General features: G+C 51.9%; 12 protein-coding genes and 1 other RNA gene. 8 read left to right on the top strand and 5 right to left on the bottom strand.

Annotated elements, in window-relative coordinates; genetic code table 11:
* Positions 1-10 precede the first annotated feature (10 nt).
* From lipB to AUMI_RS02430, 3 genes are read left to right on the top strand one after another with little or no spacing between them, the layout of a single operon-like run.
* Complete coding sequence (gene lipB / locus AUMI_RS02440; RefSeq protein WP_096380915.1) at positions 11-652, top strand: lipoyl(octanoyl) transferase LipB; 642 nt, start codon at positions 11-13, stop codon at positions 650-652.
* A complete protein-coding gene (gene lipA / locus AUMI_RS02435) occupies positions 642-1622 on the top strand; it encodes a lipoyl synthase (protein WP_096380914.1) in 981 nt (326 codons plus the stop codon). Before lipB ends, lipA begins: the two co-directional genes overlap by 11 nt.
* A gap of 58 nt (positions 1623-1680) precedes the next feature.
* Complete coding sequence (locus AUMI_RS02430) at positions 1681-2376, top strand: DUF4191 domain-containing protein (protein WP_096380911.1); 696 nt, start codon at positions 1681-1683, stop codon at positions 2374-2376.
* A gap of 42 nt (positions 2377-2418) precedes the next feature.
* Here AUMI_RS02430 and AUMI_RS02425 read toward each other — a convergent pair whose 3' ends face one another.
* Positions 2419-2880 (bottom strand): RDD family protein, encoded by a 462-nt coding sequence (locus tag AUMI_RS02425; RefSeq protein WP_096380909.1) that lies wholly within the window; start codon positions 2878-2880, stop codon positions 2419-2421.
* Between the two features lie 141 nt (positions 2881-3021).
* Between AUMI_RS02425 and glnA the strand changes: the two genes are divergently transcribed.
* Positions 3022-4446 carry a type I glutamate--ammonia ligase gene (glnA, locus tag AUMI_RS02420; protein ID WP_096380907.1) on the top strand — a complete coding sequence of 475 codons (1425 nt, stop codon included), beginning with the start codon at positions 3022-3024 and terminating at the stop codon, positions 4444-4446.
* A gap of 56 nt (positions 4447-4502) precedes the next feature.
* On the opposite strand, the gene AUMI_RS02415 is transcribed toward glnA, so the two are convergent.
* Together AUMI_RS02415 and AUMI_RS02410 are read right to left on the bottom strand one after the other, a co-directional pair.
* Positions 4503-7415, bottom strand: a complete 2913-nt coding sequence (locus AUMI_RS02415; RefSeq protein WP_231951856.1) for a bifunctional [glutamine synthetase] adenylyltransferase/[glutamine synthetase]-adenylyl-L-tyrosine phosphorylase — start codon at positions 7413-7415, stop codon at positions 4503-4505.
* A 71-nt stretch (positions 7416-7486) separates the two neighbouring features.
* Entirely contained in the window at positions 7487-8824 is a 1338-nt protein-coding gene (locus tag AUMI_RS02410) for a glutamine synthetase family protein (RefSeq protein WP_096380902.1), read from the bottom strand.
* Positions 8825-8859: 35 nt separating this feature from the next.
* Here AUMI_RS02410 and AUMI_RS02405 point away from each other — a divergent pair, with 35 nt between their 5' ends.
* Together AUMI_RS02405 and panB are read left to right on the top strand one after the other, a co-directional pair.
* Positions 8860-10599 (top strand): NAD+ synthase, encoded by a 1740-nt coding sequence (locus AUMI_RS02405; protein ID WP_096380899.1) that lies wholly within the window; start codon positions 8860-8862, stop codon positions 10597-10599.
* 9 nt (positions 10600-10608) lie between these two features.
* The gene (gene panB, locus AUMI_RS02400) at positions 10609-11448 is read left to right on the top strand and encodes a 3-methyl-2-oxobutanoate hydroxymethyltransferase (protein WP_096380898.1); all 840 of its coding nucleotides are present in this window, start codon (positions 10609-10611) and stop codon (positions 11446-11448) included.
* On the opposite strand, the gene AUMI_RS02395 is transcribed toward panB, so the two are convergent.
* On the bottom strand, positions 11449-11643 hold the full coding sequence (locus AUMI_RS02395) for a hypothetical protein (protein WP_096380896.1): 195 nt from the start codon (positions 11641-11643) through the stop codon (positions 11449-11451).
* Between the two features lie 12 nt (positions 11644-11655).
* Here AUMI_RS02395 and map point away from each other — a divergent pair, with 12 nt between their 5' ends.
* Entirely contained in the window at positions 11656-12522 is an 867-nt protein-coding gene (gene map, locus AUMI_RS02390; protein WP_096380894.1) for a type I methionyl aminopeptidase, read from the top strand.
* Positions 12523-12541: 19 nt separating this feature from the next.
* Positions 12542-13294, top strand: coding sequence for a polyphosphate--glucose phosphotransferase (gene ppgK / locus AUMI_RS02385; RefSeq protein WP_096380891.1), 753 nt, complete (start codon positions 12542-12544; stop codon positions 13292-13294).
* Here the strand turns inward: ppgK and rnpB are convergent.
* Positions 13294-13653, bottom strand: an RNA gene (gene rnpB, locus AUMI_RS02380) — RNase P RNA component class A. The genes ppgK and rnpB overlap by 1 nt on opposite strands.
* Positions 13654-13673: the final 20 nt, after the last annotated feature.

Raw genomic sequence — 13673 nt, 5'->3', positions numbered from 1 at the left:
GATTTAAGCCATGTTGGAAGTTGACGTTCTCGGCTTAGGTGACCACGCGGTTCCCTATCGCGAAGCCTGGGAAAAGCAACGTGAAGTGCATCATCAAGTTGTCTCCGGCGAACGTCCAAACACCCTTCTACTTCTGGAACATCAGTCTGTTTACACAGCCGGAAAACGAACAGAAGATTCTGAACGTCCAACTGATGGAACTGAAGTCATCGATGTAGACCGTGGTGGAAAAATCACCTGGCACGGCCCAGGACAGCTCGTGGGATACCCCATTACTCGCCTTCAGGAACCCATGGATGTGGTTGCCTACGTGCGCACTATTGAATCTTTGCTCATCGATGTATGTGCACGATTCGGCGTCACTGGAGAGCGTGTCGAAGGACGCTCCGGAGTCTGGGTTAATCGCGGATTGACCTATGACAAAGTTGCTGCCATTGGCATTCGAATCAGTGAAGGCGTTTCCATGCACGGCTTCGCCATCAACTGCAACAATTCACTTCAGGCATACGAAAACATCGTGGCATGCGGCATCCGTGATGCTGGCGCCACAACACTGAGTCAGATTTCTGGGAACGATATTTCCCCTTCAGATGTTGTCCCTGTTGTAACAGAACTTTTCACCCACTATTTTGAGGATTCCCATGTCAGCTGACGGCCGCAAACTGTTGCGCCTTGAGGTTCGCAATAGCGCAACCCCAATTGAGAAAAAACCCGAATGGATTCGCACCAAGGCCAAGATGGGGCCGGAGTATCAAGCCCTGCAGAAACTCGTCAAGAGTGAAGACCTGCACACAGTCTGCCAAGAAGCCGGTTGTCCCAACATTTACGAGTGCTGGGAAGACCGAGAAGCTACCTTCCTCATTGGTGGATCTCAGTGCACTCGTCGTTGCGATTTCTGTCAGATTGATACTGGTAAGCCCGATGCTTTTGACCGCGATGAGCCTCGTCGTGTTGGTGAATCCGTCGCACAAATGAATCTGCGCTACGCCACAGTAACGGGAGTGGCCCGTGATGATCTTGAAGATGAGGGTGCCTGGCTGTATGCAGAAACCATTCGCCAAATTCATACTCAAAACCCCACTACTGGTGTCGAGATTTTGGTTCCTGATTTCTCCGGAAATCCTGAACACCTAGCTAAGGTTTTCGAAGCTGCACCCGAAGTATTCGCGCACAATGTGGAAACTGTTCCTCGCATTTTTAAGCGTGTACGTCCTGCCTTCACATACGAACGTTCCTTGGATGTTCTGTCCCAAGGCCGTAACGCCGGAATGATCACTAAGTCCAATCTCATTCTGGGAATGGGTGAAACTCGTGAAGAAGTCAGCCAAGCCTTGCAAGATCTTTATGACGCAGGAACAGACATCATCACTATCACCCAGTATTTGCGTCCTAGTGCACGTCACATGCCCGTAGACCGGTGGGTTCACCCAGAAGAGTTTGTTGAACTCAAAGACGAGGCAGAGGGAATCGGGTACCTCGGCGTTCTCTCTGGGCCTCTTGTTCGCTCCTCATACCGCGCAGGTCGACTCTACGCACAGTCCATGCGGGCAAAGGGTAGAGAGATTCCTGAGAGCCTCAGCCACTTAGCAGACGCTGAATTAGGTTTCTCACAAGCCGTCTAAATCACATCCACCTCGTGGTTGGTCCACCAACCTCTGCAAGATAGGTATTCTGTTCACCATGGCACGCACAAAAAAGCCCAAAGGCCCCTCACGCTTGAAGCAAATGTGGCAGGTCTTCCAAATGACCCGTCGCTACGACAAGAGCGTTGTTGCACTGATATTGCTTGCCTTCTTAGGCCCCACTGCAATTGGAACCGGTGCAGGTATCGCTCTGAGCAATGGAAACATCTTTATCTTGGTGTTGTGGATTCTCATTGGCGTGATGACTGGTGTGCTCGTTGGCATGATTGTCCTGGGGCGTCGCGCCGAGCGTGCTGCCTACTCACAAATTGAAGGCCAGCCAGGCGCGGTCGGAGCGGTATTAAAGTCTGCACTGCGACGCAGTTGGATTGGCGAAGAGACACCAGTAGCCATCAACCCCAAGACCAAAGATGCGATCTATCGTGCAGTTGGTCGCGGTGGCGTGGTTCTCATTGCTGAAGGCCCCATAGCTCGTACACAGCGGCTCGTTGATGATGAGCGTCGTAAAACCGCCAAGGTTCTACCCAACGTTCCCATTACAGTGCTCACGGTCGGCCCCGACGAAACTTCTGTCAAGCTGTACAAACTTGGTTGGCAGATGACGAAAATCAAGCATGCATTGACCAAGAGTGAAGTTCGTATTGTGGCAAACCGTTTGTCGTCATTGGGAACTAACGTTCCTATCCCCAAGGGAATCGACCCATTCAAAGTGCGCCCATCTCGCGCACGCTAAGAAAAGCATTCCAGTGAAGCCCGCGACGCGGGCTTCACTGCGTTAACTGGATTTCAGAAGAATCGTTCCAGCGATCTTGTCGTGAAAACCTCGTTGATCTGAATCCCACACCAAGGCAGGAACTACCAACGCCAGCAGCACACTGCGCACGATAGGACGCCACCAGTCGAGTGCACCGCCCGAAATGTTTACAAGATAGAGGCGGAAAATGCGGTGCCCCATACTTCCTCCAATAAACCAGATGCCAAGTATTTGGAGTACGACAAAAACTCCCAATAACTGCAATTGACCTGCTGCTGAAGAAGATAGCGTCAAATAGTCTTTTCCGGTCACCAGCATCAAAACAAGCGCTGAAATAACCCAGTCCAGAGTAATTGCGAGCAGGCGACGACCCACACGTGCTACTGATTGTGGACCAGATTCAGGTAAACCCAGCCTTTCCCCCGGGTAGGAACTCAGGGGGATGTTGTTGTCCTTATTTCCTGGACCTGAAGGAGAAGTCATATGCCAAAGTTTACGGTCGTTTAGCTTGTAACATGAATGAAACAATTGCGATACAGCACTGCAACGCCAGACTCGTACATTTAAGTCATCGCTACACACACGTAGTAACGCTAAATCCATCAAATTTGGAGCAAATAAAGCATGTTCAAAGATTCCTCCGAGGTTCTCAAGTTCATCAAGGACACTGACGTCAAGTTCCTTGATATCCGTTTCACCGATTTGCCCGGTGTCCAGCAGCACTTCAACATTCCTGCATCAACCGTGGATGAAGAATTCTTCACCGTAGGCCAAATGTTTGATGGCTCTTCTATTCGCGGCTTTGCTTCGATTCACGAGTCCGACATGCAGCTCATTCCAGACCCCACCACCTGCTACATCGATGAGTTCCGTACCGAGCGCACTCTTGTGATGCTCTTTGACATCTACAACCCTCGCACCGGTGAGATCTACCACCGCGACCCCCGTCAGGTTGCTAAGAAGGCAGAAAAGTACTTGGCTTCTACCGGTATCGCTGACACCGCTTTCTTCGCTCCTGAAGCAGAGTTCTTCATCTTCGATGACGTACGTTACGAAGTAAACCAGCAGACCTCCTTCTACAAGATTGACTCTTCTGAGGCTCCCTGGAACTCCGGCAAGAAGATCGAAGGCGGAAACCTTGCAAACACCACTCCATACAAGGGTGGCTACTTCCCTGTTTCCCCCGTCGACCAGCACGCAGATCTCCGCGATGACATCTGCCTTAAGCTCATGAACGCAGGCCTTATTCTTGAGCGCAGCCACCACGAGGTTGGAACTGCAGGTCAGGGTGAAATCAACTACCGCTTCGACACCATGGTTCGTGCTGCCGATGACATCCTGAAATTCAAGTACATCGTGAAGAACACCGCTAACGAGTGGGGCAAGACCGCAACCTTCATGCCTAAGCCACTCTTCGGTGACAACGGTTCAGGTATGCACACCCACCAGTCGCTGTGGAACGACGGCAAGCCACTGTTCTACGACGAGAACGGCTACGGCGGACTTTCTGACATCGCTCGTTGGTACATCGGTGGACTGCTCAAGCACGCAGGTGCTGTGCTTGCATTCACCAACCCAACCGTGAACTCCTACCACCGCTTGGTTCCTGGTTACGAAGCTCCCGTAAACCTTGTTTACTCCGCTGGTAACCGTTCAGCTGCGATTCGTATCCCCTTGACCGGTAACAACCCCAAGGCAAAGCGCATCGAGTTCCGTGCACCAGATGCGTCAGGTAACCCTTACCTCGCATTCGCCGCACAGATGATGGCTGGACTTGATGGAATCAAGAACCGCATCGAACCTCACGAGCCTGTTGACAAGGACCTCTACGAATTGCCACCCGAGGAAGCAAAGAACATTCCTCAGGTTCCTAGCTCTCTCGAAGATGCTCTTGTTGCACTCGAAAAAGACCACGAATTCCTGCTCGCAGGCAACGTGTTCACTAAGGACCTCATCGACACCTGGATTTCGTACAAGCGTGATAACGAAATCAAGCCGCTGTCGCTTCGTCCACACCCCTTCGAGTTCGAGCTCTACTACGGCGTTTAGTCCGAACAGAGAAAACTCTCAGAATGCCGCTCCTTCGGGGGCGGCATTCTTGGTTTCTAAGAGAAATCAAAAAACACGCGTTCCACTACCTGGCGAGATCGCCTGGTAATGGAAAGGTAATCCTCTTCAAGGCGGCTTGCAGATCCGGGCGGATAATTCAACAGTCGGGCAATACCCTCGAGGTCTCGAGTGTCTTGAGGTAGAACGTCGGTAGCTTTATCAGCCCAAATAGTGATTCCTGACCTCACCCGTGAAGCAAAAATCCACGCCTCGATGAGCTTTGAGGCATCTTCTTGTGAAATGAGTTGTTCGTGGGCGGCAACCCGGAGTGCAGTGATCGAAGAGGTGGTCTGCAATTGAGGGAACTGATGTGCGTACTGAAGTTGGAGTAATTGAACCGTCCACTCAACATCACTAAGAGATCCTCGACCTAATTTCACATGCCGTGAAGGATCAGCGCCCTGTGGCAAACGTTCTGCCTCCACACGCGCTTTGATGCGTCTGATTTCGCGGACATCATCGATGCTGATATCTGCGGGATAACGAACACTGTTGATCAGCTCCATCATGTCTGATTGAAGTTGTTCAGGGCCGAGAACGGCGCGTGCACGCAATAAAGCCTGTGCTTCCCACATCAGAGACCACCGTGCATAGTAAGCGGCGTAAGAGTCCAAAGATCGAGCTATGGCTCCATTCTTTCCCTCGGGGCGGAGATCTGTGTCAATGTCGAATGGGAGTCTAGGGTCTTCTGCCAGCTCCTTTATTCGAAGAATGATCCGTTCAGCACGTTTCTGGGCCGCCTCCCCGTCACACTCAGGCGTTCCACGATAAACATAAATCACGTCAGCGTCACTATCGAAGCCGAGTTCTTGCCCTCCGTAACGCCCCATCGCAATGACGGCAAACTCTGGGTTCTGCTGTGATTCCCGAAGTGAAATGCCTAAGTACCCACTCAACGCAGCAGTGGTGACGTCACTGAGGCCTTGACTGATTTGGTCGATTGTGAGGACGTTGAGGATTCCGCCGATTGCTAAACGTAATACTTCACGGCGACGCATGGATCGCACAGCTTTGCGGGCAGCTTCATCGTCCTCGTGGTGGCGGGCCAAGATTGACAGCACTTCCGCACTGAGTACTTCTGCCGGGGTCGGCTGCAATTCTTCATCGCCATCAAACCACGCTGCTGATTCAGGTATGAGTTCCATCAAATCAGAGACGTAACGCGACCCACTGAGGACTTGTGTGAGGCGTTGTGCGGCACCTGCAGAATCTCGCAGCATACGAAGGAACCAGTGCGACTCCCCCAATTGTTCACTCAGCAATCGGAAACTCAACAGGCCATGATCTGGATTTGCGCCTTCGGAAAGCCATTGCAACATGACCGGAAGTAATGCGCGTTGAATCGCTGCACGTCTGGAGACACCAGATGTGAGTGCGGCTATGTGTTTCAGCGACCCCTTCGGATCTCTGAATCCAATAGCAGCAAGACGAGCTTCAGCTTGGTCACTCGTGAGCTGGTGAGTTTCTTCAGGCAGCTTTGCTACCGCAGCGAGCAAGGGCCGGTAGAACAGACGCTCATGGAGTTCACGGACTTCGAGTTTGGTTTGTTGCCAATTGGTGACGACTTCTGCAGCAGTGTTCCACAAACCTGTAGCTCGAGCTAAAACACGCTGTTCTGCCTCGCCTCTGGGCATGAGGTGGGTTCGAGTCAGATCTCGTAATTGCATGCGATGTTCTAACAAACGCAAGAAACGATAATCATGAGCAAAGCTTTGTGCTTCATCCCGACCAACATAACCAGCCTGGGACAAGCGTTGCAGCGACTCTAGTGTGCCACGGGTATGAACAGTGTCATCAACAAGGCCGTGAACAAGTTGAAGTAATTGAACAGTAAATTCAATATCCCGAAGGCCACCTGGACCGAGTTTGATTTGATATTCCACATCGTCACCCGGAATATTCTCAGTGACTCTTTCGCGCATACGCTGTACCTGTTCAACAAAGTTTGATCGGCTTGCACTTGACCATACTTTGGGTGCAACGCTGGCAATGTATTGCTCTCCCAGTTCTAAACTACCCGCCAGCGGCCTCGCTTTGAGGAGAGCTTGGAATTCCCAGTCTTTAGCCCAACGATCGTAATAGGCCATGTGAGACTCGAGGGTTCGAACAAGAGCACCGTCCTTGCCCTCTGGACGCAGATTGGCATCTACTTCCCATAACCCAGGTTCTTTAGAAACTTCATAGATGCTTCGTGCTGTGTGCTGAGCAAGACGGGTAGCGATGGTCAATGCCTGGTCAGTTGACAGAGCTGCCTCGTCACGCGAGCGGGCAACATAAATGACATCGACATCGCTGAGATAGTTCAGTTCACGAGCACCGCACTTACCCATGCCGATAATCGCTAGGTCGACAAGTGCCACCTGTTCGGCACTGAACTGCTCGGCTACTTCAGCCCGCGCTACCGCAAGGCCTGCTTCCAAGGCAGCTCCTGCGATATCTGATAGCGCGCCAGTAACGACCTCAATTTGAGAGAGCGGGTCTTCATGGTTGAGGTCCCAGAGCGCAATACTCAGCAAGTGTTCCCGGTAACGAATGCGCAGTGCATCGCGTGCTTGGTCTGCCTTGAGCTTTGCAATTGATTTGGTGGCTTGAACGCTATCTAACAGAGAATCCCGCAGCTTTTCTTGATCTCCTGGTAGCTGGGGTTCATTCAAAAAAACATTGAGGGTGTGCGGATGTCTCTCGATAAACTCTGCAAGCCCACGGGAACCACCCAGGATTTTGAGCAACCGAGTGGTGGCTTCTTCTTTCCTAAGAATCTTCTTCAACACAGCCAATGCAGGCTGAGTTTGTCCAAGCCGAACAAGCCACATTAATGCTCTATCAGGATCAGCACTTGAAGAAACTGCAGTAAGAATAAGTTCGGGTTGCGCACCTGTGACGGCAACCACAGAGTCAACGCACTCCATCGCTTCACTGAGTTCAGTGAAACCAGCCTTTGCGAGCTGAGTGCGCGACAGTGCCACGGGAAGTGAAGTGTCTAGAGAGTTTCGAGGTTGGAACGTAGCTCGAAATTGGTGACCTGGTTTCGGTAGTCTGCCCATTCCTGGCGCTTGTTGCGCAACACATAATCAAAGACTTTGGATCCCAGCGTCTCGGCTACAAGCTCAGACTCCTCCATCAAGCTGATGGCATTGTTCAAACTAGAAGGAAGTGGCTTGTAACCGAGTGCTTTACGCTCAGTGTCTGTGAGCTCCCAGGCATTCTCTTCAGCTTCCGCTGGAAGATCCATGCTCTCTTCAATACCCTTCAGACCCGCGGCAAGAAGCACGGAGTATGCGAGATAGGGGTTTGCAGCTGAGTCGATAGCGCGATATTCAATACGAGCGCTTTGACCTTTGCCTGGTTTATAGACAGGAACACGAACCAGTGCAGAACGGTTGTTGTGACCCCAGTTAGCAAAAGCAGGAGCTTCACCGCCGCCCCAGAGACGCTTGTACGAGTTGACGTACTGGTTTGTGACTGCCGTAATTTCAGGCGCGTAGTGGAGCAGGCCGGCAATAAACTGGCGGCCAACCTTTGAAAGTTGGTACTTAGCTCCTGCTTCGTAGAAGGCGTTGTTGTCGCCTTCAAACAAGGACATGTGGGTGTGCATACCGCTACCTGGGTGCTCTGCAAAAGGCTTAGGCATGAAGGTTGCATACACGCCCTGCTCCATAGCAACTTCCTTGATAACAGTTCTGAAGGTCATGATGTTATCTGCGGTGGTCAGTGCGTCTGCGTAACGCAGGTCAATTTCGTTCTGTCCAGGCCCTGCTTCATGGTGACTGAACTCAACCGAAATGCCGATGTCTTCGAGCATGCGTACAGACCTGCGACGGAAATCATGTGCTGTTCCGCCAGGAACGTTGTCAAAGTACCCGGCGTGATCAATAGGTTGAGCACCACCATTTGCCCAGTCAGAATCTTTCAGAAGGTAAAACTCAATTTCAGGGTGGGTGTAGAACGTAAAACCACGTTCTGCCGCCTTTGCAAGCGTGCGCTTAAGAACATTTCTTGGGTCTGAGACTGCAGGCTGTCCATCTGGGGTGTTGATGTCACAGAACATACGGGCTGTGGGGTCGATTTCCCCACGCCAGGGCAAGATCTGAAAGGTTGAAGGATCGGGGTGCGCAAGGACGTCAGCCTCATAGGCGCGCGTAAGTCCTTCGATGGCAGACCCGTCAATGCCGACACCTTCGGCAAAGGCACCTTCGACTTCAGCAGGCGCAACAGCAACAGACTTGAGGGTACCGTTCACGTCAGTGAACCACAGTCGAACGAACTTAACACCGCGCTCTTCAATAGTGCGCAATACGAAGTCTTGTTGCTTGTCCATAAGAACCCTTTCCTATCGCTACTAGGCTACTTGTTATGCCGATTCTTCGCTTGGCTCTTGCCCAGACAAACCCACGTTTAGGGGATTTTTCTCACAATTCTTTACACATTGTTAACACAGTGAGACAGGCCTACAATCAGGGTGCTGACCTCGTCGCATTCGGAGAAATGGTCCTGACCGGGTACCCCATCGAAGATCTTGCTACCCGGCCAGATTTTTTGAAGGAATCTTGGGCTGTATTGCAACGAGTTGCCAACAACATCGCAGATGCTGGAGCAGGCAGTATTCCTGTTCTCGTGGGCTTCCCGCACGGTCCCATAGATGAACACGAGAATTCAGCGCATTCCCCCTCAGCTATCGCCCATAACTCGGTCGCAGTGTTGCAGGACGGCAGAGTTATCGGAATTTATAACAAGCACCACTTACCCAACTACTCCGTATTTGATGAATACAGAATCTTCCGTCCGGGCCACGATGCCGTGGTTGTGCACGTGGCCGGAGCAGATATCGCTTTGGCTATTTGTGAAGATATTTGGCGCGAAGGCGGACCTGTAGCTGCCATTGCAGAAGTTAAACCGAGCCTTCTGCTGGTGATGAACGGTTCACCCTTTGAACGAGAAAAGGACGAAGTTCGCCTTCCTCTGGTCCAACGTCGTGCAGAACAAGTCAATGCTCCTGTTGTCTACCTCAACATCGTGGGGGGCCAAGATGATCTGGTCTTCGATGGTGGAAGTTTCGTCACAAACTCTTCGGGAAAACTCCTGGCGCGTGCCCACCAATTCGTTGAACAAACCCTCGTGATGGATATCGAACTTAAGGAATCTTCCAGCCATGGCGCTCAACTTGGCCCCGGTGTTGCTGTGATAGATGCCGGAGATGGCCACCCACAACGTTTGTCACGAACACCTGTTCATGCAGAAATAGCTCCACAGCTTGAAATCAACGAACAAATCTGGGACGCACTTGTTTTGGGCATGCGTGACTATGTGGAAAAGAACGGCTTCAGCTCGGTTATTTTGGGGCTTTCTGGTGGGATAGATTCTGCTGTGAGTGCAGCACTCGCTGTGGATGCAATAGGGCCCGAGCGGGTCTTTGGCGTATCAATGCCCAGTCGATATTCCAGTGACCATTCACGCTCAGATGCTGATGACCTCGCAGAGCGTTTAGGAATACACATCCGCACTGAACCGATTGCGGATCTTGTCTTGCCTGTAGAACAACAGCTTCACCTCGAGGGGATTTCTGCCGAAAACCTTCAAGCACGTATTCGCGGAATCATTTTGATGGGGTTGAGTAATGCCGAAGGTCACCTGGTGCTCACCACAGGTAATAAGACAGAGATTGCTGTCGGCTACAGCACCATCTACGGAGACAGCGTGGGAGGTTTTGCCCCCATTCGTGATGTCCCCAAAACTTTGGTGTGGGAATTAGCGCAGTGGCGCAATGCACACGCCCGCAAAAAAGGTCTCACTCCGCCCATCCCAGAGAATTCGATTACGAAACCGCCCTCGGCAGAATTGCGCCCAGGGCAGGTCGATCAAGACACCCTGCCAGATTATGACGTCCTTGATGCCATTCTCGATGCATACATCACCGAACGCGTAGGTCGCGATGTCATCATTGCCCGAGGGTTTGAGCCAAACATGGTCGATCGTGTGATTACTCTGGTTGACCGTGCTGAGTGGAAGAGACGCCAAGGCGCCATTGGCCCCAAAATTTCACAGATGGCCTTCGGGCGAGATAGGCGTCTGCCCGTCACTTTCACCCGTAACTAGACTGAATCTATGAGTGTTCACCCCGATCCCACCTCAGATGCTGTCCTGAAGCGTGTTCGCACGCGTCATTTTGCCCAAGCTAAAGCTAATGGCATCAAAATCACTGGGCTGACGAGCTACGACACGTTGACCGCGCAGATCTTCGATGAAGCAGGTATTGATTTCCTGCTTGTCGGTGACTCTGCCGGAAACACTGTCTTGGGATATGACTCGACCCTTCCTGTGACGGTGGATGAACTGGTTCCGTTGACCCGTGCGGTTGCCCTGTCAGCTAAGCGTGCATTCGTGATTGCCGATATGCCTTTTGGGTCCTATGAGGAAGGTCCTGAACACGCACTGCGCACAGCAATGCGGTTCATGAAAGAAACCCATGCTCACGCTGTCAAACTCGAAGGCGGAGTTCGCAGCGCTGATCAAATTCGTCGCATCGTGGAATCTGGTATCCCTGTCATGGGCCATGTTGGATTTACTCCGCAAAGTGAGCACGGTTTGGGTGGCCACATGATTCAAGGACGCGGTGAGGCGGCTGACCGTGTATTCGCAGACGCCCAGGCTGTTGAAGCAGCAGGTGCGTTCGCTGTTGTTCTTGAGATGATTCCTGCGGAGCTCGCAGCGCGCATCACTGCCGAGTTGAGTATTCCGACCATCAGCGTGGGCGCTGGTGCCCACACAGACGGACAGCTTTTAGTTTGGACAGACTTTGCAGGCTTGAACACAGGACGCGTTCCCAAGTTTGTTAAGCAATACGCACAGCTTGGTGCTGTCCTTAGTGAGGCAGCAACTGCCTTCAAGGCTGATGTGGAATCAGGTGCCTACCCAGGCCCCGAACACAGCTACCAGGACGACTAACTAGTTACCTTCGCGTTCGGCGCGCTCTTCAGCTTCCCAACGCTCACTGTTTTCACGCAGTTTTTCCATTGCGTGCTCTGCTTCATGTGCTGTCTCGAAAGGGCCAACGCGCTCAGACGAGGGCGATAGATAGCCTTTTTCAACAGACTTGGTGTGCAGGTTGTACCAGAACATTTCACTTGGCTTCTCAGACATAAACTTAACCTTATGCCTAGAGATGCCACAGGGGTTCTTATCCCCGGAGTTTTGAGTCCAGAACGTCACGTTCCCTCAAACATCATTCGGCCTCCCTATGTGGGAAAAACCACGCCACCAGCCCACACAACAGGTGATGTGTATGACGCTGAGACGATTGAGAAAATTCGTCGCGCTGGAAAAATTTCTTCCCAAGCTTTAGATCTGATTGGTTCTGTTATAAGGCCAGGAATGACGACAGATGAGATTGATCAAATAGGTCATGACTACGTCATCAGCCACGGCGCTTATCCTTCAACGCTGGGATATCGCGGATATCCAAAATCGTTGTGTACCAGTGTGAACGAAGTCATCTGTCATGGCATCCCCGATGACACCGTTATTCAAGAAGGCGATCTCGTCAATGTGGACATCACGAGTTATCTCGATGGCGTCCATGGCGACACAAACAGAACATTTATCGTCGGAGAAACCTCACCGGAGGTTCGTGATCTTGTCGAAAGAACCCACGAGGCACTCAACCGCGGCATCAAGGCTGTTGCTCCGGGGCGCGAGGTCAATGTCATCGGCAGAGCGATCGAGTCATATGCCAAACGCTTTGGCTACGGAGTTGTTCGTGATTTCACCGGTCATGGTGTGGGAACAAGTTTCCATTCCGGTTTGATCATCCCCCACTATGACTCTGCACCGCTGTATAACGACATCATGGAAGTAGGCATGGTCTTCACCATTGAACCCATGCTTACCCTCGGAACCCATGAGTGGGATATGTGGGCAGATGACTGGACGGTCACAACCAAAGACAAGTCATGGACTGCCCAGTTTGAACACACTCTCGTTGTCACCGAAACTGGTGCAGATATCTTGACCCTGTCCTAACCACGACAAAAAGGAACACATGAACGCGCGTGCAATCGGCATCGATATTGGTGGAACTGGCATCAAGGGTGGACTGGTTGATGTTGATTCCGGAGAAATCATCGGAGAACGCATCCGGGTCGCAACACCTGCCGGAGGCGAGCCAGAAGATATAGCTCGCGTTGTTAAGGACGTCATTGAACAGCTGGATGTGGGAGAAGGTGTTCCAGTTGGAATCTGTTTCCCCAGCTCCATTCGCCACGGTGTGACCACACTTGCAGCCAATATATCCAAGCGATGGATTGGTTTTGAAGCAGAGAAGTTCTTTGAAGAACAACTTGGCCGCAACATTCACTTTGTGAACGATGCTGACGCTGCAGGCTATGCCGAAGTTGTCTACGGGGCCGCCAAGGACCAAGAAGGGTTAGTCATCATGACGACCTTAGGCACTGGTATCGGTGGAGCGATGATCTATAACGGCGTCTTGATCCCTAATGCTGAACTGGGGCATCTCGAAATTGACGGCGTAGACGCTGAGAAGCGTGCTGCGGGAGTTATTCGTGAACGTGAAGGCCTGACCTACGAAGAATGGGCTCAGCGACTTCAGCGCTATTACAGCCACGTTGAGATGCTGTTCTCCCCCGAGCTCTTCATTGTTGGCGGAGGTATTTCTAAAAGCCACGAACAGTTCTTGCCGCTACTGAACCTGCGCACACCCATTGTTCCGGCAAAGCTTCTCAATAAAGCAGGCATCATGGGTGCAGCAAAGTTGGCCTACGACCTAGCCGAATAAGAATGGGCCGGCTAATACGCCGGGTTCTGTCGGTTTCCCGTGACGGCCATCTATCTCGGAATTACGTTGCCGCAATTCTCTAGCGGTCTACCCGAGAACTCAGCGAGTAGCTTCACCGTTCTCTATCTGACCTTGCTCCGGGCGAGGTTTACCTAGCCAGTCTGGTCACCCAGACTGCTGGTGGTCTCTTACACCACCGTTTCATCCTTACCGCCGGCGAACCGGAGGCGGTTTACTTTCTGTTGCACTGTTCTCGCGGGTTACCCCGGGTGGGTGTTACCCACCGCCCTACTCTGTGGAGCCCGGACGTTCCTCGGTGATGAAGCGAACTTCATCAACGCGACCGTCTTGCCGACCCATTCTTTTTCTGTTTTCAGTC

This window comes from Aurantimicrobium minutum (assembly GCF_002355535.1).
Taxonomy (GTDB): Bacteria; Actinomycetota; Actinomycetes; order Actinomycetales; family Microbacteriaceae; genus Aurantimicrobium; species Aurantimicrobium minutum.
This window is presented reverse-complemented; position numbering and strand designations above follow the sequence as displayed.

Bases quoted from the DNA above. Each gene is read 5' to 3' on its own strand.
- lipB (WP_096380915.1), top strand. From the start codon at position 11: ATGTTGGAAGTTGACGTTCTCGGCTTAGGTGACCACGCGGTTCCCTAT.
- lipA (WP_096380914.1), top strand. From the start codon at position 642: ATGTCAGCTGACGGCCGCAAACTGTTGCGCCTTGAGGTTCGCAATAGC.
- AUMI_RS02430 (WP_096380911.1), top strand. From the start codon at position 1,681: ATGGCACGCACAAAAAAGCCCAAAGGCCCCTCACGCTTGAAGCAAATG.
- AUMI_RS02425 (WP_096380909.1), bottom strand. From the start codon at position 2,880: ATGACTTCTCCTTCAGGTCCAGGAAATAAGGACAACAACATCCCCCTG.
- glnA (WP_096380907.1), top strand. From the start codon at position 3,022: ATGTTCAAAGATTCCTCCGAGGTTCTCAAGTTCATCAAGGACACTGAC.
- AUMI_RS02415 (WP_231951856.1), bottom strand. From the start codon at position 7,415: ATGGAGTGCGTTGACTCTGTGGTTGCCGTCACAGGTGCGCAACCCGAA.
- AUMI_RS02410 (WP_096380902.1), bottom strand. From the start codon at position 8,824: ATGGACAAGCAACAAGACTTCGTATTGCGCACTATTGAAGAGCGCGGT.
- AUMI_RS02405 (WP_096380899.1), top strand. From the start codon at position 8,860: ATGCCGATTCTTCGCTTGGCTCTTGCCCAGACAAACCCACGTTTAGGG.
- panB (WP_096380898.1), top strand. From the start codon at position 10,609: ATGAGTGTTCACCCCGATCCCACCTCAGATGCTGTCCTGAAGCGTGTT.
- AUMI_RS02395 (WP_096380896.1), bottom strand. From the start codon at position 11,643: ATGTCTGAGAAGCCAAGTGAAATGTTCTGGTACAACCTGCACACCAAG.
- map (WP_096380894.1), top strand. From the start codon at position 11,656: ATGCCTAGAGATGCCACAGGGGTTCTTATCCCCGGAGTTTTGAGTCCA.
- ppgK (WP_096380891.1), top strand. From the start codon at position 12,542: ATGAACGCGCGTGCAATCGGCATCGATATTGGTGGAACTGGCATCAAG.